Below are 16,990 nucleotides of genomic sequence, written 5' to 3'. Positions count from 1 at the left end.
TGTGATAAATGCAACTACACGAACTAGAATACCATCTAATCCCCATAGCACTAACGCCATAATAGCGGTAACAACTAATACGATAAGTGTAGTTTGGATCGCCTCTTGGCGCGTAGGCCAAACTACTTTACGTACTTCTGTTCTTGATTCAGATGCAAATTCAAGCGCATTGCGCCCTTTACTTGTCTGCAATGCAATGCCACCAGCAATAACAGCGGCAATAATTACAGCAACTGCGCGGATTAACACTGATTCTTCACTAAAAATATTGTTACCAATAACTGTGCCAATTAGAATTATCGCAACTAGTACCCATTTTACGGTTTCTAGTGCTTTTCCTTGGTTTTCAGTATTTGAAGTCATACTACTAACCTGTACCTTAAGACAAAAAAATCCGCTGTTACACGGTGATGGCAGTGGCAGGAGGAAGATAATCGAACTCACAAACATCAGTTTGGAGACCGCCTTTCTACCAATTTGAGCTACCCCTACAAACGGAGCACCTAATTATAGGGGCTTTCATTTTTCATGCAAGTCATTCGTAAATAATTATGAATAATATTTGAATTACAAATAGCTTAAATAGATTATGATTAAATTTGTTTTTGATTTTTTTAACGTGTGGTTATTTTTAAGGCGTAGTCATTTGATATGAAGAATAAACAGAAGAAGAAAAAAATTAACCTGAAAAAATGGTGCTGATACCCAGAATCGAACTGGGGACCTCATCCTTACCAAGGATGCGCTCTACCGACTGAGCCATATCAGCGAATTTGGAGCGGGCGGCGGGAATCGAACCCGCATTATCAGCTTGGAAGGCTGGAGTAATAGCCATTATACGACGCCCGCATGCGTCCTGAGTACAAAGTGGTGGAGGGAGAAGGATTCGAACCTTCGAAGGCTGAGCCGTCAGATTTACAGTCTGATCCCTTTGGCCACTCGGGAACCCCTCCACATATTGTACTTCGATAACAAGTTAAATGGTGCCGACTGCCGGAGTCGAACTGGCGACCTACTGATTACAAGTCAGTTGCTCTACCTACTGAGCTAAGTCGGCGGCGTCACTTAACGAGGAGAGATACTAGAGTAACCCCCTACCTCTTGCAACCTTAATCGATGAAAACCAGTTTTTTTTTATTTACATGGCGAATTATTAGCCACTTCGACTAAGCTTCGACTCGAAAATATGAATAAAATCCATTTTGGTTATATTTCAGCACGTCGCAATGATACTTCACCACCAACGAATGGGCTAATAACGCCATCAATTTCTAACAATAATGCGCCACTGTGATCGATCCCTTTCGCGATACCGTATTTTTTGTTATTACCGATGGTCAATACTACAGGGCTGTCTCTAAACGCATCACAACAATTCCACTCTTCAACAAAGTGTCCAAAACCAAATGACTCGAAATCAGTCAAAACTTTGATTAAGTGAGTTAAATAACGCGAGGCTAAGGCATTACGATCAATCGCGTGCGGTAATTGCTGATTTATATCGGTCCAAGCTTGGTCTATCTCTAGCCCTGCTTGCAATGGCATATTAACGTTAAGTCCCAACCCGATGACTAAATGGCATTCCCCTCCCGCAGTAGCAATGATTTCCACCAGTACGCCAGCAATCTTTTGACCATCCACATACACATCGTTCGGCCATTTCAATTGGGTATTAGCAATTCCCAGGTCGGTGAGCGTGCGCGCAACAGCAATGCCGATGACTAAACTTAAACCGGAGGCAGCTTGGATCCCGGCATCTAAACTCCAGTAAGTACTGGTATAAAGGTGAGAGCCATAAGGCGACACCCATTTTTTACCACGGCGTCCGCGCCCGGCAGTCTGATATTCGGCAAAGCAACTATGGCCTTTTTGCAATAACGCGGCTTTATCTAATAAATGCTGATTGGTCGAACCTAGCACTTGATGGCTCTCGACAGTCACACCACTACCAGCTGCAATCTGCTCAGCATCGAGTAATTGCAGCGGCGCAGAAAGTTTATAGCCTTTACCTGTTACCTTAAATACATCTAGGCCTATCGTTTCTAGTACCTTGATCTGCTTACTCACTGCCATGCGGCTTACACCGAGCGTGACACCTAACGCTTCACCCGAATGAAACTCACCATCAGCAAGTAAGCGAATAAGTTGCTGCCGTGAAGCGGTCATATTAACCACAGCACACCTCCGCTAAGTTAGTCTCTCCGTCACGTCCCATGAATCTAACCTCATGCTGTAATTCAACACCAAAGCGTGCCTGCACTGTTGTTTGGATGTGTTTCGCTAACGTGACAATATCACCCGCGGTCGCAGTTCCGGTATTGACAATAACCAGCGCTTGCTCGGTATGTACTTGCGCGCCACCTTGTTGATAACCTTTTAGTGCACATTGGTCAATCAACCAACCCGCGGCTAATTTTATATCACCACCTGCTGGATAATGCGGGATATTGGGATGCAGGGCGGCAATTGCGTTAAATTGTGTTTTATTGATGATCGGGTTCTTAAAGAAACTACCCGCATTACCCAGTTTATTGGGGTCGGGTAGTTTTTGTTGGCGAGTCAGGCAAACCTGTTTAAAGATCGCTAATGCCGAGGTTTTATCCCCTAAACTCGCTAACGGGCCATAATTTATTTTGGCAATCCAAGGTTTGTGCAATTTAATTCCGACCGCGGTGATCACTGCGCTGTCTTTAAGTTCACCTTTAAAAATACTGTCACGATAGCCAAATCGACATTCCGCTGGTGTATAACGACGTACCATTAAGGTGTCCGTATCTAGTACATCAACATAATCGCAGACATCCTTCAATTCAACGCCATAAGCACCAATATTTTGTACTGGCGCGGCACCGACGACACCGGGGATCAACGCTAGATTTTCTAATCCATCATAACCTTGAGCCAATGTCCATTGCACAAATTCATGCCAATTTTCACCGGCCGCCACGTGTAAGTACACCGCATCCTCAGCCGCTTCATTCACTGTAATACCCGTTAAGCAAATACGAATAACGAGTCCATCAAAGTCATCACAAAATAACAAATTACTGCCGCCACCCAGAATTAACCGCTGGGGCGCGGGAAGCTGCAGCGCTAACTTAAGCTCACTTAACGTCGTCACGGTGACGAACTGTGAGGCATAAGCATCAACTCCAAAACTGGTATAGGGTTTTAAATTGTGATTTTTTAGTATTTGCATGAAATAATTAACACTCATAAGGCATAATCCCTGCAGATAGTAACGTATCTGTAGGCAAAACCGAATAATAAAAGGTCACGAGATGCAGTTTCAATGGTTAAAGAAAATAGAGAACCCGCTAGTTAAGCCCTTCTATAAGCAATACCTACCCTATTCAAGACCCAATAAAGCCGAGCATATTGCCGTTTTAAAAGATAATAGAAAAGAGGGCAATACCATTATCGCCTGCGCGAGACTGCGCCCTATCGGTGAGTTATCTTTATTAACAGGGATGTTGGTATCGCCCGACTACCGTGGTCAACAACTCGGTCATCAATTATTACGCGATATGCGCCCGCACTTTGAGAATAATAAGACCTTTACTTTTGCCCTGCCTCATCTTGAACACTTTTATCGTCAGCATGATTTTTATCCCACAGTGCAAGCGCCAAACGATATCCAACAGCGTTTTTTAGCATATCAAAAACAAGGAAAAACACTGCTGTTATTAGGCTTTGATGATTCTAATCAAGCTGACATCTGATTATCTTTATAATAATATGAAATTACGTTAAGCTGATCACAGCCCATAATTAGACTAATAGACATCATGACAATTAAAACAGACGAACTTAGAACTACCTATATCGACCAGGTGATCACTCCAAGTCAACTGGTTAAAGAGTTTCCATTATCTGATAATGCCGCACAGCAGATCATCAACAGTCGTCGTGAAATCGAAGCGATTATTGCAGGCAAAGATAAACGCCTGCTGGTTATCATTGGCCCTTGCTCAATTCATGATACTAGCGCCGCTTTAGATTACGCTCGCCGTCTAAAACCATTGCAAGCGCAGTATAAAGACAGCTTAGTGATTGCAATGCGTGTGTACTTTGAAAAACCACGTACCATTGTGGGCTGGAAGGGTTTGATCAGCGACCCTGATTTAAACGGTAAATACCAAGCGAATAAAGGCTTACGTTTAGCTCGTAAACTGTTAGTTGATATCAGTGAAATAGGCTTACCAATCGCTACCGAATTTTTAGACATGGTCAACGGTCAATACATTGCAGACTTAATCAGTTGGGGTGCCATTGGCGCGAGAACCACCGAAAGCCAAGTGCACCGTGAAATGGCATCCGCGTTATCTTGTCCTGTGGGTTTCAAAAACGGTACTGATGGTAATACCAAAATTGCCATTGATGCAGTACGTGCAGCACAAGTACCACACATCTTCTACTCACCCGATAAAGATGGTTTCATGACGGTATACCAAACCCACGGTAATCCATTTGGTCATGTGATCTTACGTGGTGGTAAAGAGCCTAACTATGACAAATCACACATCGACGTGGCGACCAAAGCATTAATTGATGCAGGTTTAACACCGTCTGTCGTAGTTGATTTTAGTCACGGTAATAGCCAAAAGCTCCACACCAATCAGCTACTTGTTGCTGAAGATGTGATGGCGCAGATGCGTACCGGTAGTATGCAAATTTCAGGTATTATGGCTGAAAGTTTTATCGAAGAAGGCAACCAAGCCGTTGTTGCTGGCAAACCGCTTGTTTATGGTAAGAGCATTACCGATGCTTGCCTCCATTGGCAAGATACTGAAAAGTTACTGGCAGACCTTGCCCAAGCATCAAGTGATCGGATCGCCATCGTATAAGCTCAGAACTATAGTATAGAATCAGTATTACCTATAGAAAATGCTAAAAAGCCGCGTTCATCACGCGGCTTTTTATTGTCTAATCAATCACGCTTCTAATTTTATAAAATGATGCTTTGTAAATCTGCACTTTTGCGGTTAAGCATATGCGTTGATTGAATACGACGAATGGTGCCCGACTTACCACTAATAACCAAAGTTTCCGTCGTGGCAATATTACCTTTACGTTGCACACCTTCAACCAGATCGCCTTTCGTGATACCTGTTGCGGCAAAAATCACATTATCGGTTTTCGCTAATCTATCCAATGGTAAGATCTCACCCACAACCAAACCTAGCGCCTGACAACGCGAAATTTCAATTTCACCTGCCGCGCGGTTTTCAGGAGTATCTCCTTTGACATCATGGCGTGCTAATAATCGCGCCTGCATGTTACCGCCCATCGCCCGAATAGCTGCGGCTGAAATTACCCCTTCAGGCGCACCACCGATGCAATACATCATATCGACGTCACTGTCTGGCATACAGCACAAGATAGACGCGGCAACATCACCATCAGCTAATGCAAATACCCGTACGCCCATGGCTTGCATGGCTTTAATTTTATCATCGTGACGAGGTTTGGCTAACGTAACAACGGTTAACTCACGAATATCTTTATTCAATGCTTTCGCAACATTACGAATATTGTCTTCCAGCGATAAACTTAAATCAATGGCGTCTTTAGCGCCAGGGCCAACGACTAATTTTTCCATATACATGTCAGGTGCTTTTAGAAATGCGCCTTGTTCACCGACAGCTAATACGGCCACAGCATTGGATTGACCCATTGCCGTCATTCGCGTGCCTTCAATCGGATCAACGGCAATATCAACTGCGTCAGCACCGGCTATTTTGGTACCGACTTTCTCGCCGATATACAGCATCGGTGCTTCATCGATTTCGCCTTCACCAATAACAATTTCACCATCAATGTCTATTTTATTTAGCATCAAACGCATGGCTTCAACAGCAGCACCATCAGCAATATTCTTATCACCGCGGCCTAACCATTTATAACCAGCAAGAGCAGCGGCTTCAACAACACGCGAAAATTCAATGGCAAGTGTACGATTCATCTCTTAACTCCTATATATAAGTAGGTACATGTTAAAGTACCACCTACTTAATTACAATTTGAGAGTACTCATATTTAAAGCTAATATTAAAACTATTATCTAAAACCATAATTTAAAATTTGGCACTCCCAATACAACAGCATCATCATTATGCGCTAATCACCACATCCGTTTGTGGAATGCAGCTACACGCTAATATCTTCTTCGCCTTTTTACCATCATCCGTCAATGCATGGTCGGCAAGCACGCGCACTTCACCCGACTCTAACGTCACCCGGCAAACGCCACAGTAACCAGCACGGCAGTTATAGGGAATGTTGACGCCATTTTTTTCGGCTTGTTCTAATAACGTGGTTTTGTTATCACCAACAAAACTGGTATCCCAACTATCCAATAAGATATTCACGGGTTTACCCGGGGTATCAGAATGTTTATGATCGCCAAAACTTTCTTGGAACTGCTGGTCAGCAGGCACATTCAATGCAGTGAGTGCAGTCGCCATTGTCGTCATAAAGGCTTCTGGGCCACAGACATACGCAGAGCGCTCACTTATATCACGCACCACATCGGCCAACATTTGCTGATCAATACGTCCTCTTAAACCACTCCAATCGCTGTGGGTACTTTCAGCCGTCAGAGTCAGTATCAAGCGCATATTGGTATGTTGACGAGTCAGTAACTGTAACTCATCAAGGGCAATCAAATCCGCGGAGGTTTTAGCACTGTAGAAGAACACGATGTCTTTATCACATTCCGTATCCGCATAATAACGCGCCATCGATAACATCGGGGTGATGCCACTCCCGGCCGACAGCAGTAATAACTTTTGCGTTGTGGCAGTAAACGCATGGAAAGCGCCACGTGGTGATGACGCACCTAATCGACTGCCAACCGTTAAATTATCATTCAACCAATTTGATGCTTTACCTTCAGGTACGCGTTTTACCGTGATAGCTAATAGGTCCGGTCTGCTTGGTGAAGATGACAAGGTATAGTTGCGCATCACCAGATCCTGACCAATTTTTAAATTAAGGGTAATAAATTGACCGGGTTTATAATTTAATAGCGCGGCGGGTTCGACACGAAAGCGAAAGGTTTTAGTATCTGGCGTTTCATCAATAACCGCGACACAACATAGCTGTCGGGTTTCACCTTTACCCCATAAGGTTTTAGCTTGTTCCACCGCAGGGTGCTTCACTATCGCTTTCGGTGCTGACACCACGGATTTCTGTTTCGGACGATTGTCGGCATAAAACTTAGGCTGGTGATACTCCAAAACTTCGATACTGTCGCCAAGCTTAATCTCTGCCGTATTATGACTAATTAAATTTTGGCCGAAATCAATCCGACCATCGTTATCTTTGCGGAATAAATTTAATGTTTTAAGCGGTTCTTTATCGTCAGCAAAACGGGTTTGACCAGGACTCAAGGTCGTAAAGATACAGCGCTCACAAGCTTTGACTAATTCAAATTCAGCATCACCAATTTTGATCCGCTTCCAAGTATCTTCAGCAAAAGGCTCACAACCCGTTACGACCAAATTAGTCCGAAATTGACGCATATCTATTGGTCGTGAGGTGCTGCGGTTCAGTTCATCGAGGGAGGCTTGCGAAATTAATAACAGCGGGTAACCATCAGCAAAACCGACTTGTTTATCAACATTAGCAACTTGCCGAGACGATTTTTCGCCAAAATAAAGTAACTGGCAGTCAACACCCAAAAACTTAGTTAACCATCGATTCATGTCATCACTGCAGCGTTGCCCTTGAATAGCAGTCCCCCAAACAGTGACATCTGTATAATCTTGTTGCAGCTCTTTAAAGATAAAAGCAATCGGAGGCATGTGTGGCGCAGAAAGCATAATACCTTGTGCAGAAACTTCAATCTTGATGGTCGATATTTTAGGTTCAGTTCGACCAGTAATAAATTGTCCTTGCATGTCACTAATAATAAAGCGGCGATCATGCTCTAAGCCCATTTCACTGACTTGAGAATGCGTTAAGTTAATTGCTTTTGCCGATTTTAATGGATATATAGCAAGTGCTGATAAATTTATTTTAGCCACGAATTAATTCCCTTACTGTAACGACGTTAACACCTTCAGATAACTGTTCATATAACTGGTCATATAACTGAGAGCGCAATAAAATACTGAGCAAGATAATAGCTTACAATAATAACGCCATAAGCACTATGGAACTGTTTTTTAAATCTATCGAATGCCAGGGTCGCATCTGAACACAAGAATACTAGCGCACCAATAAAAGCATAAAAACTGGCGGTACTATCCAAGCTAAAGTAACGTTCGCCACTGATCCAAGCCATGATCACGATGATACTCATGTACACAAAAACAGGCGCTTTCATTGCCGCTAACGATGGCCATAGTATGGTTAAATACACCATTCCTATGAGGGTTAAGGGCAAGATAAGCGCCCAAGAATAACTCAGCTCAAGGTTCATCGAGAAAGCAATAATATACGCAATGTGGGCCACTAAAAAACTCAATAATCCGGGGATGAATCTGTCTTTGGGTAGCATAAGAAAGATATCGCCCATGGTTGAGAGCAATAAACCCAGTAAGATCAGCCAGACATAATCATTAAGTTCAGGCGCTAGATACCAACACAGCGCGGTAATGGCAAGCGTCGTGACGGGCTTGAATACATAGAATAACCATTTTCGGTCTTGGTAAGCACCATGCAGATGCAGTAATGCACACACAGAAATAATTACAGTGCTGATCATTAACGTCGTTGTAAGTTCCATTTAGACTCTTCCATTGTATCGAATAAATACTCGATTCTGAGTCATTCCCATCATGATACACAAGTATTAAAGTGCGATATATGTGCGCGGGTTAACACTTATAAACATAACAACCTGTAATATTACTGAAATGGTAGACAGAAATTAGCGAACTAGTCTAATTTATTCACTCATAAAACTTCGCATAAACATTTATGGAGATTATCATCATGGAACAGCAACAAGCATTACACAATCATCTTATCGCGATTGAAATGTATATTTGCCATTTAGGTAAAACATTTGAAGAAGCTTGTGAAGAACTGGATCTTGATATTACGGATCAGCTAGCCCTGAAAAGCATGATGGTGGCATAAGTAAGCTGTCAGTCGCTGAAAATACATGGATAACTCTATTCTTCTGAACCGGTTTTAATTTTTTTATTGATCGGTAATACTACATCGGAGAGTGGCATTTCAAAACCGAGTACACGTACAGTCTCGTCAATTAAGGCTTGTTTGGATATCGGTTTATTAATACAGCCTTGCATATCTACATGTTTGCACTTCACTAAATCAAACTTAACAGTATCTTCAGCCAGTGCAATGATAGGGGTGTTATTATTATCACTGCTACCAGAGCGCAGCACTTTCGAGGTCGCAATTCCATCCGTCCCCGGTATCTGCATATAAATAATATCAAACTTATACTTCGGAATAAGTTCGAGTGCTTCTAAACCTGTATTTGCGGTAAATACCTGCATGTGTAGTTGCATCATCATTTGCTGAGACACAATCTGATTAATCTTATTATCCTCTATCAGTAATACTTTTAAACCCGCTAATTTATCGACGGCGAGATCATTGCTGCCGACAATATGCTGGGTTCGTAATTGATAAGCTCGAGGTAATCTTAAATTTATTTTAAACTGTGCGCCGTCCCCTAATGTGCTATCGACTTGTAAACACCCTTGCATCAGATTAATGAGACGTGAACAAGTAGGTAAGCTTAGCCCCCCGCTTGGCAAATTATTTGATTTATGATGATAAGCCTGTTGCTTGCTATCAAATAAATCCGCCAGTTTAGTCACCGGTATGCCAATGCCAGTATCACTGATAGTAAATACCAGTTCCGCCATTTCATCCAGCTCATTCGTGCCATCAACATTTGTACAATCAACTTTAAGCTCAACAAATCCTCGATCAGTAAATTTCAACGCATTGGCAACTAAATTTACTAATACTTGCTGAAGACGAACAGGATCACCAATATAGAAACGATGCAAATTTTCGTTATAATTCAAGCTAAAGCGTACGCGTAAGTTATGACTGATTAATGGACGAAGCGAGGTATAAACTTGATCAAGTATGGCTAGCAAGTCAAAACGTACTTTTCCTAACTCTAAATTACCTGACTCTATTTTAGAATAATCAGCAACATCGTTAAGCACCATCTGCATGTGATTGGCAGAGTGTTTCATTAATTTCAAATATTCCATCGACTTCATGCCTTGCGACATTTCACACAATAACTCTGCAGTGCCCAAAATACTATTCATGGGAGTACGAATGTCATTCGTTAAACTCTCCACAAACTGCTGTTTAGACTTAGCTAAAAGCAATTTATTTACCTTAGGTTCAGTCATGGTTTGCAGCTGCGAATTTAATAAATCCACCACCCCATCTAACTCAATATAAGGCGAACTAAATGGTTCATAATGACGGTCATTATTCGTCGTTACAGCTTGGCATTTTTGTTGCAGAACCGCCAACGGATGAGAAACTAATTTTTGTAGTACGATCTTGGTGATAACCAGTGCGGCAAGTAATAGCGGTAATACCACAAGCAGTATATTGACTTTAAGCGTAGTCAATAACTCGGCGTGTAGCGGCGCGACTTGTTGACTCAGCACTTCAATAGTAATAAATATGCCGGCAATAACCGCTGCTAGCATAACGAGCAGTAGTGTTCGTATTTTGTTAAATAACGAAGATTGTAAAATGACTTTACCTGAATCAACCTTGTTTGCCCGCATAGCATATATCCTTCTATTCCCTATTTAATAAATTTAGCCAATATTGTCAAAATTGCTGCAATAACGCCTATTTTTTCACGAATAGCAAATCTGCAATGCGCTTTTAAAAGGGATAATCATTTATTTCTGCGAGCATGTTCCGTTTATACTGTACAATAGAACTAGTGACTAGAAAATAGGCTTGGAATTTGAGCTGTGCTCCTATATAGTTCTCGCCCCTAAATAATTTCTAGCAATTATTTTTATTCTATTTTAAGAGGTAGCTTCTTTGCGCTTTCAAGATTTCGGTATCGATCCACGTTTAATCAGTTCAATCGAGCATTTAGGATTTGAACAAGCAACAGAGGTGCAGGAAGCAGCTATCCCACTTATTTTAGGTGGCTGTGACATCATGGCTACATCGCAAACGGGTAGTGGTAAAACCATTGCTTATGGTCTGCCAATATTACAACGTATGTTAAAGCAACGTCGTTTCGAACACCGCGCAGTACGTGCAGTGATCTTAGCGCCAACGCGTGAGCTTGCGATCCAAGTACATGCAAACATGAAACATTTAGGCATGAGCCTAGATTATCAAATCCAATTGATTATTGGTCGTGAATCATTTCAGCACCAAGAAAAATTACTGCGTAAAAACCCAGAAGTATTAATTGCGACACCAGGCCGTCTGCTTGATCATATCCGTGAAAAATCAATTTCACTGGAGCACTTAGAATTCTTAGTGCTGGATGAAGCTGACCGTATGTTAGACATGGGTTTCCGTGATGACGTATCTGCTATTTCAAACAGCGCGCCAAACGTAAAACGTCAAACGATGTTGTTCTCGGCAACACTCGAGCACGTTGATGTCGCTAATATTTGTAACCAAGTATTACGTGCACCAGAACGTATCGAGATTAACCGCTCGAACGATCAACACGAGAAAATTGAGCAACGTCTATTTTTCTCTGACAACCTGACGCACAAAGAAGAACAGCTAGTTCATCTGGTTAAAAGTGAGGACTATCGCCAACTGCTTATCTTCACCGCAACAAAGTTAGATACAGAACGTCTGGCAAAACTATTAATGGATAACGATATCGATGCCACTTCAATTCACGGTGACATGTTACAAAATCAACGTAAGCGTACGTTAGAAGATTTCCGTCGTGGACGTGTTGGAGTATTAGTAGCAACAGACGTTGCTGCGCGTGGTCTTGATATTCGTACATTAAGCCATGTTATCAACTTTGATTTACCGATTAACCCTGAAGACTTTATCCACCGTACTGGTCGTACTGGTCGTGCAGGCGCAACAGGTATTGCAATCTCACTCGTAAGTCCAAAAGATTGGACTTCATTTGGGAAGATCCAAAGCTACTTGAAAGTTAAACTGCCTTGCACTATGTTAGAAGGTTTTGAAGCTAAATTTAAAGGCTTTAAACCAAAACCAGCGAAGAAACGTTTACCAGTAAGTAATAAAGGTCGTCCGGCTAAACTGGCGCGTAAAGGTGATAAAAACGCACCGAAACAAAAGCAGAATACAGCACCGAAACAAGATAAGAAACAAGGGATGCGCGATTCAATGGCAAGTGCCGTGGATGGTGGTTTCGCACCGATGAAGAGAAAGCCAAGAGCTGAAATCATCGACGATGGTCACGAAGAAGATTAATCCTAAAAACCTGCTCCCGAGCAGGTTTTTTTATTTATACTGGTTGTCTCTTTTTGTTTATTCCGTTTTATAAGACTTGTTATGAAACTGATTAACTCAATCAACAGTAATCATGAGTAACGATAGTGATCCATATACCGCCGCTACTCATTGACTCAAGCTAAATTAACACCAAACTTCAGGTTTGATAGCAATACTCATGTCGCCAGATAGCACTTGAATATCACCGTCTTGGATCATCAATTGTAATTCCATATTACGGCTATATAGCTGTGCCATTTGCTCTGCAGTTTCATCATTAATAAATTGAATGGATAAGTTATCTGCGCTGTATTTTAGCTTCTTAAACCATATTGCTGCACTGCGATCGCCATAGGTATAAATCGTCGCTTTCTGTGCTTGATTGCTGGCTTTTTTCAGCCGTTTTTCTGATGGCTGACCTAAATCAATCCAATGCTCAATCACACCAATATCAGATTTAAACCAGATATCCGGTTCTTCGTCTTCACCTAAGCCCTTAGTAAAGCTTAAACGCGCTTCAGCATCAACATTCAGCATCCAAGCAAGTAGACGTAACATCAGACGGTTATCCGTCTCAGATGGATGCTGAGCCAGCGTCAAGGGAATATCATTAAGGTAAACATGATTATCAAGATCAACGATTGATACTTTTGCTTTTAAAATTGTTGCTGTTAATGCCATGGAAGTCACTAATAAAGGGAATATGACAGGCATGATACACCAGTCTTTAGAGCAAGAAAGCGTAAGCCAAAAAAAAAGCCTAATAATCGCTGCTGCTTACACAACCTGCCGACTATTAGGCTTACTCAAACCATGTTAATTAATGTTTTACCACAGTATTAAACGATTTCGATTGGACCACCGAATGCATTAACCGCCGGTGCTTTACCTTTGAATTTCTCAAACTCTACCTGACAAGTATTGGCCGAGGTTGCTTGTGCCAGTTCAGAAGTACCCACATCCATGGTTAAATTGTTTGGATCGCCGTAAGTACACAGTGAACCGATGCTTTCATCTTCAGGGCTATACCAAGCACCCTCTTCAATACGGATCACATCCACCGGGTAGTTATCATCAATGACCGCACCCGCGAGTAACTGACCACGGTCGTTAAATACGCGCACGATATCACCATCTTTAATGCCACGTTTCTTGGCATCAGCCGAGTTCATGTAAACGGGCTCACGACCTTGCACTGTGTATGTGGCACGGAACGCTTCTGATTCACACATTTGTGAATGCAGGCGTTTGTCTGGGTGACAAGATTGCATCCACACCGGGAATTTATCCGACAATGGACCACCATGTGAACGTTCGTCTTTCTCGAACCACATCGGGTGACCTTTACAGTGCTCATAACCAAATCGGGCGATCTTACGGCTGTAAATTTCAATGAAACCAGATGGCGTACCCAGCGCATTAACTTCAGGATCTTCACGGAAGTCGGCGTGACGCGTCCAGTTTTCACCGTCACCAAAGTGGAAGTAACCTTCTTTCCAGAATTCGTGGAAGTCAGGCATATCCCATTTACCCGCATTGGCATCTTTAGACTCGTTATAAAGCTGCTCTAACCACTGCACCTCACTCTTACCTTGGGTATAGTCTTTACTCTTGCCCCAACGTTTCGTTAATTCAGTAAAGATCTCAAAGTCGGTTTTAGATTGGAATAGTGGGTCGACGAGTTTCTTCATACCCAACAAACCTTTGGCGCGGTATGAGCCATAGATATCGAGATCGTTACGTTCGTACTGCGTACAAGCCGGTAACACGATATCAGAGAAACGACACGTTGCTGTCCAGTTGTAATCAATCGCGATCACCGTTTCCAGTTTCTGGAATGCGGCTTTCATCTTGTTACGATCTTGATGACGGTGCCAAGGGTTACAACCCGTGAATACCATCATGCGAATATCAGGGAAAGTAATTTTCGAACCATTGGCATCGATCACTTTACCCGGGTTTAGCAAGGCATCAACAAAACGCGCGACCGGCAAGGTACTGCTTGCACCTCTAAAATCTTTACTTTCGTGACGAATTGGCTTGCTTGAATCAGGGTTACGTGGGAATGCACCCGCGCCAACGGCACCTGAGCTAGGCACACCAATCGAGCTATAGTGATGACCATAACTGATACCGCCACCAGGCAGACCGATTTGACCGATCATTGTCGCTAATACCGCGCCCATCCAATAAGGTTGTTCACCGTGTTGCTGACGTTGAATTGACCAACCAAATAATAATTGGGTACGACCATTGGTGATCAAACGAGCAAAGTCACGGATGTAATCCGCTGGCACACCACAAATTGCACTTGCCCATTCCGGGGTTTTCTCTACTTTGTCTTCCGTCTCACCTTGCACGTACTGCAAGAACTTATCGAAACCAAGTGCATAAGTATCAATGAATTTCTGATCATGCAGATCTTCTTTTACCATCGTATGGGCGACAGCAAGCATGAAGGGTACATCGGTGTGTGGGTTGATGTAACGGTGTTCATTGCCTAAGAAGTTTTGCGTTTTGTTCTTCACGGGATCAACACTGATCACTCGAATTTTGTTTTGTGCAACTTTGTCTTTTAGCTCATCCATGTACTGCATGGCATCATGGGTTTCACAGTTCCAACCTACTTGTAGGTTTTTCACTGGATCCGTTGCCCATAAGATAATGGTTTTACTGTTATCTAAGATCAACGGCCATGATGTGCCGGGAGCATATACTTCTGTCGAACCAAGTACGTAAGGTAGAATAGTTTGACCAGCACCGGTTGAGTAATCACCCACGTCTTTTACTGAGCTACCGTGCATGGCGATGGCACGTGCCATGTGGCTACCACAGCTGTGTAGTTGACCCGTTGCACGCCAACCGTTAGCACCAGTATGCAGACCTGATGGACCATAGGTATTTTGTACACGCTCTAACTCTTCATAGAACATGTCTAATGCTTGATCCCAAGTAACCCGGATGAAACGATTATCACCACGCTGTGAGGTATCACTCTTCTCACGCTTTAGATACCAATCTAAACGTACCATGGGGTAACGTACGCGTGATGGGCTATAGATAATACCTTCAATGCCTTTGAGCATATCAGTTGGGTGTTTATCTAATTCAAAGGCTTTAATTTCTGTCACTTTACCGCCATGGATCTTGGCACGGAACGCACCCCAGTGCGACCCCGTTAATTTCCATTCAGCACGCTCAGCCATTGTCGTGGCGTTAGCCATTTTTGGTACTAATAAGCTAGGACCAATAACCGCGACTGCAGATGTCGCCATCACGCCCTTTAAAAAAGCGCGACGACTGACCGATACATTTTCATTATTAGACTTTTTGTCTTTATTAAACATAGTCATAGTTCTCTTTGAATTAGTGAGCATCTTTGCTGTAATCAGATGAATGATTTTGTAAGTACTTCAAGATAACGTCATGTGTATCGCCATCTAAGTTTACAAAACCTTGCATGCCGGCAAACATACCAACCCACGTATTTGCATCGAAATGAGCTTCTGCTGGTTGGGTATGACAAACACTACAAGTTGTTTGGTAAGCGTCTTTCGCATAATCCCAAATGTTTTGTAGGTTTTCTTCATAACCTTTCTTATCAACCCATAATGTGAACGTTACTTGCTCCCACGGTAGGCCAGTTAAATCATCTTCTTTCTTATCACCACGAATGAATAGAGATTCATCTTGTGATGCTTCTTTTGATAATGTTGCTTGCACAATATTTTTAGCAAAATCAAAATACAGTACGCGACCGTAACCTTTGGCTTTGTGCCAAGTCACTAATTCAATTTCCAGACGTTTCCCTGATTCAGAAATCACTTTAAACTTAGTCGCAGGCGTTAACACACCTAGGTATTCAGGTTCTTTGTCGTCTTTGTAAAGTGGTGTTTGTACCAGCGAGTAGTACTCTTTACCAATTTCAAATGAGTGACCTTCTAGGTTTCTCGCCATTTTACCCAGTTCACTGATTGCAGACGTATCCATTTCTGGAAGCTGATGGGCAATACCTTTATGACAATCAAGGCAAGATTGATCACGCTCTGCCGCTTTACGCATTTGTACTTGCGCACGTTCAGACATTTTAGTGAAATCCATGCTCTTATAGTCATGACAGTTACGACATTCGAGTGACCCATTGGCCTTGAATCGAGCCCATTCGTTTTGCGCTAAATGTAAACGCTTAGATTCGAATTTTTCTTTCGTATTAACAGTACCTAACAACCAACCAAATACATCTTTACTGGCACGGGCTTTAGCTGCCATTTTGTCAGACCATTTGTGTGGAACGTGACAATCAGGACACGTTGCACGTACACCACTACGGTTAGACCAGTGAATGGTACTTTGAATTTCTTGATAGTTATTTTCTTTCATACTGTGGCAAGAAATACAAAATGCTTCGGTATTTGTTGCTTCTAACGCAGTATTGAAACCACCCCAGAAAATGATACCAGCAAGGAAAGCACCACAAGTAATAATACCTAAAGAGATATGCTTGCTCGGTTTGTTAAACACACGCCAAGAGCGCGCGATCATGGAAAATAATTTTTTCATTTGAGTGTTA

At 42.4% G+C, this 16,990-nt stretch carries 14 protein-coding genes and 4 tRNA genes; 4 read left to right on the top strand and 14 right to left on the bottom strand.

Features of this window, described 5'->3' with window-relative positions; translation table 11 throughout:
- The 7 genes from secE to murB all read right to left on the bottom strand — a co-directional run.
- A partial coding sequence (secE, locus tag PE36_RS14295) for a preprotein translocase subunit SecE (RefSeq protein WP_006032747.1) occupies positions 1-363 on the bottom strand: 363 nt, incomplete at its 3' end.
- Positions 364-693: 330 nt separating this feature from the next.
- Positions 694-769: transfer RNA gene (locus PE36_RS14290), tRNA-Thr, on the bottom strand.
- A 5-nt stretch (positions 770-774) separates the two neighbouring features.
- Positions 775-849, bottom strand: a tRNA-Gly gene (locus tag PE36_RS14285).
- Positions 850-868: 19 nt separating this feature from the next.
- Positions 869-953 (bottom strand) — tRNA-Tyr (locus tag PE36_RS14280).
- Between the two features lie 28 nt (positions 954-981).
- Positions 982-1,057, bottom strand: a tRNA-Thr gene (locus PE36_RS14275).
- A gap of 149 nt (positions 1,058-1,206) precedes the next feature.
- On the bottom strand, positions 1,207-2,166 hold the full coding sequence (gene birA, locus PE36_RS14270; protein ID WP_006032745.1) for a bifunctional biotin--[acetyl-CoA-carboxylase] ligase/biotin operon repressor BirA: 960 nt from the start codon (positions 2,164-2,166) through the stop codon (positions 1,207-1,209).
- A 1-nt stretch (position 2,167) separates the two neighbouring features.
- Complete coding sequence (murB, locus tag PE36_RS14265; protein ID WP_006032744.1) at positions 2,168-3,217, bottom strand: UDP-N-acetylmuramate dehydrogenase; 1,050 nt, start codon at positions 3,215-3,217, stop codon at positions 2,168-2,170.
- A gap of 64 nt (positions 3,218-3,281) precedes the next feature.
- Between murB and PE36_RS14260 the strand changes: the two genes are divergently transcribed.
- A complete protein-coding gene (locus tag PE36_RS14260; protein ID WP_006032743.1) occupies positions 3,282-3,722 on the top strand; it encodes a GNAT family N-acetyltransferase in 441 nt (146 codons plus the stop codon).
- 66 nt (positions 3,723-3,788) lie between these two features.
- On the top strand, positions 3,789-4,847 hold the full coding sequence (locus tag PE36_RS14255) for a 3-deoxy-7-phosphoheptulonate synthase (protein ID WP_006032742.1): 1,059 nt from the start codon (positions 3,789-3,791) through the stop codon (positions 4,845-4,847).
- 101 nt (positions 4,848-4,948) lie between these two features.
- On the opposite strand, the gene glpX is transcribed toward PE36_RS14255, so the two are convergent.
- The 3 genes from glpX to PE36_RS14240 all read right to left on the bottom strand — a co-directional run bounded on the left by glpX (position 4,949) and on the right by PE36_RS14240 (position 8,734).
- Entirely contained in the window at positions 4,949-5,965 is a 1,017-nt protein-coding gene (gene glpX / locus PE36_RS14250; RefSeq protein WP_006032741.1) for a class II fructose-bisphosphatase, read from the bottom strand.
- Between the two features lie 148 nt (positions 5,966-6,113).
- Positions 6,114-8,030: an MOSC N-terminal beta barrel domain-containing protein gene (locus tag PE36_RS14245; protein WP_006032740.1), complete on the bottom strand. Its 1,917-nt coding sequence runs from the start codon at positions 8,028-8,030 to the stop codon at positions 6,114-6,116.
- 59 nt (positions 8,031-8,089) lie between these two features.
- The gene (locus PE36_RS14240) at positions 8,090-8,734 is read right to left on the bottom strand and encodes a lysoplasmalogenase (RefSeq protein WP_006032739.1); all 645 of its coding nucleotides are present in this window, start codon (positions 8,732-8,734) and stop codon (positions 8,090-8,092) included.
- 209 nt (positions 8,735-8,943) lie between these two features.
- Here PE36_RS14240 and PE36_RS24595 point away from each other — a divergent pair, with 209 nt between their 5' ends.
- A complete protein-coding gene (locus PE36_RS24595; RefSeq protein WP_174216931.1) occupies positions 8,944-9,090 on the top strand; it encodes a hypothetical protein in 147 nt (48 codons plus the stop codon).
- Between the two features lie 35 nt (positions 9,091-9,125).
- On the opposite strand, the gene PE36_RS14235 is transcribed toward PE36_RS24595, so the two are convergent.
- On the bottom strand, positions 9,126-10,748 hold the full coding sequence (locus tag PE36_RS14235) for a hybrid sensor histidine kinase/response regulator (RefSeq protein WP_006032737.1): 1,623 nt from the start codon (positions 10,746-10,748) through the stop codon (positions 9,126-9,128).
- 268 nt (positions 10,749-11,016) lie between these two features.
- Here PE36_RS14235 and PE36_RS14230 point away from each other — a divergent pair, with 268 nt between their 5' ends.
- A complete protein-coding gene (locus tag PE36_RS14230) occupies positions 11,017-12,399 on the top strand; it encodes a DEAD/DEAH box helicase (RefSeq protein ID WP_006032736.1) in 1,383 nt (460 codons plus the stop codon).
- Positions 12,400-12,564: 165 nt separating this feature from the next.
- On the opposite strand, the gene PE36_RS14225 is transcribed toward PE36_RS14230, so the two are convergent.
- From PE36_RS14225 to torC, 3 genes are all read right to left on the bottom strand, one after another.
- Complete coding sequence (locus tag PE36_RS14225) at positions 12,565-13,101, bottom strand: YaeQ family protein (protein WP_006032735.1); 537 nt, start codon at positions 13,099-13,101, stop codon at positions 12,565-12,567.
- Between the two features lie 158 nt (positions 13,102-13,259).
- Positions 13,260-15,773, bottom strand: coding sequence for a trimethylamine-N-oxide reductase TorA (gene torA / locus PE36_RS14220; RefSeq protein ID WP_006032733.1), 2,514 nt, complete (start codon positions 15,771-15,773; stop codon positions 13,260-13,262).
- Between the two features lie 13 nt (positions 15,774-15,786).
- A complete protein-coding gene (gene torC, locus PE36_RS14215; protein WP_006032732.1) occupies positions 15,787-16,980 on the bottom strand; it encodes a pentaheme c-type cytochrome TorC in 1,194 nt (397 codons plus the stop codon).
- Between the last annotated feature and the right edge of the window lie 10 nt (positions 16,981-16,990).

The organism is Moritella sp. PE36, from assembly GCF_000170855.1.
Classification (GTDB): Bacteria; Pseudomonadota; Gammaproteobacteria; order Enterobacterales; family Moritellaceae; genus Moritella.
Note: the sequence above shows the minus strand (reverse complement) of the source record. Positions and strands in the feature narration are given on the sequence as shown.

What these genes read in the sequence shown, in the direction of transcription:
- birA (WP_006032745.1), bottom strand. Translation starts at nt 2,166, where the DNA reads ATGACCGCTTCACGGCAGCAACTTATTCGCTTACTTGCTGATGGTGAG.
- murB (WP_006032744.1), bottom strand. Translation starts at nt 3,217, where the DNA reads ATGAGTGTTAATTATTTCATGCAAATACTAAAAAATCACAATTTAAAA.
- PE36_RS14260 (WP_006032743.1), top strand. Translation starts at nt 3,282, where the DNA reads ATGCAGTTTCAATGGTTAAAGAAAATAGAGAACCCGCTAGTTAAGCCC.
- PE36_RS14255 (WP_006032742.1), top strand. Translation starts at nt 3,789, where the DNA reads ATGACAATTAAAACAGACGAACTTAGAACTACCTATATCGACCAGGTG.
- glpX (WP_006032741.1), bottom strand. Translation starts at nt 5,965, where the DNA reads ATGAATCGTACACTTGCCATTGAATTTTCGCGTGTTGTTGAAGCCGCT.
- PE36_RS14240 (WP_006032739.1), bottom strand. Translation starts at nt 8,734, where the DNA reads ATGGAACTTACAACGACGTTAATGATCAGCACTGTAATTATTTCTGTG.
- PE36_RS24595 (WP_174216931.1), top strand. Translation starts at nt 8,944, where the DNA reads ATGGAACAGCAACAAGCATTACACAATCATCTTATCGCGATTGAAATG.
- PE36_RS14235 (WP_006032737.1), bottom strand. Translation starts at nt 10,748, where the DNA reads ATGCGGGCAAACAAGGTTGATTCAGGTAAAGTCATTTTACAATCTTCG.
- PE36_RS14225 (WP_006032735.1), bottom strand. Translation starts at nt 13,101, where the DNA reads ATGGCATTAACAGCAACAATTTTAAAAGCAAAAGTATCAATCGTTGAT.
- torA (WP_006032733.1), bottom strand. Translation starts at nt 15,773, where the DNA reads ATGACTATGTTTAATAAAGACAAAAAGTCTAATAATGAAAATGTATCG.
- torC (WP_006032732.1), bottom strand. Translation starts at nt 16,980, where the DNA reads ATGAAAAAATTATTTTCCATGATCGCGCGCTCTTGGCGTGTGTTTAAC.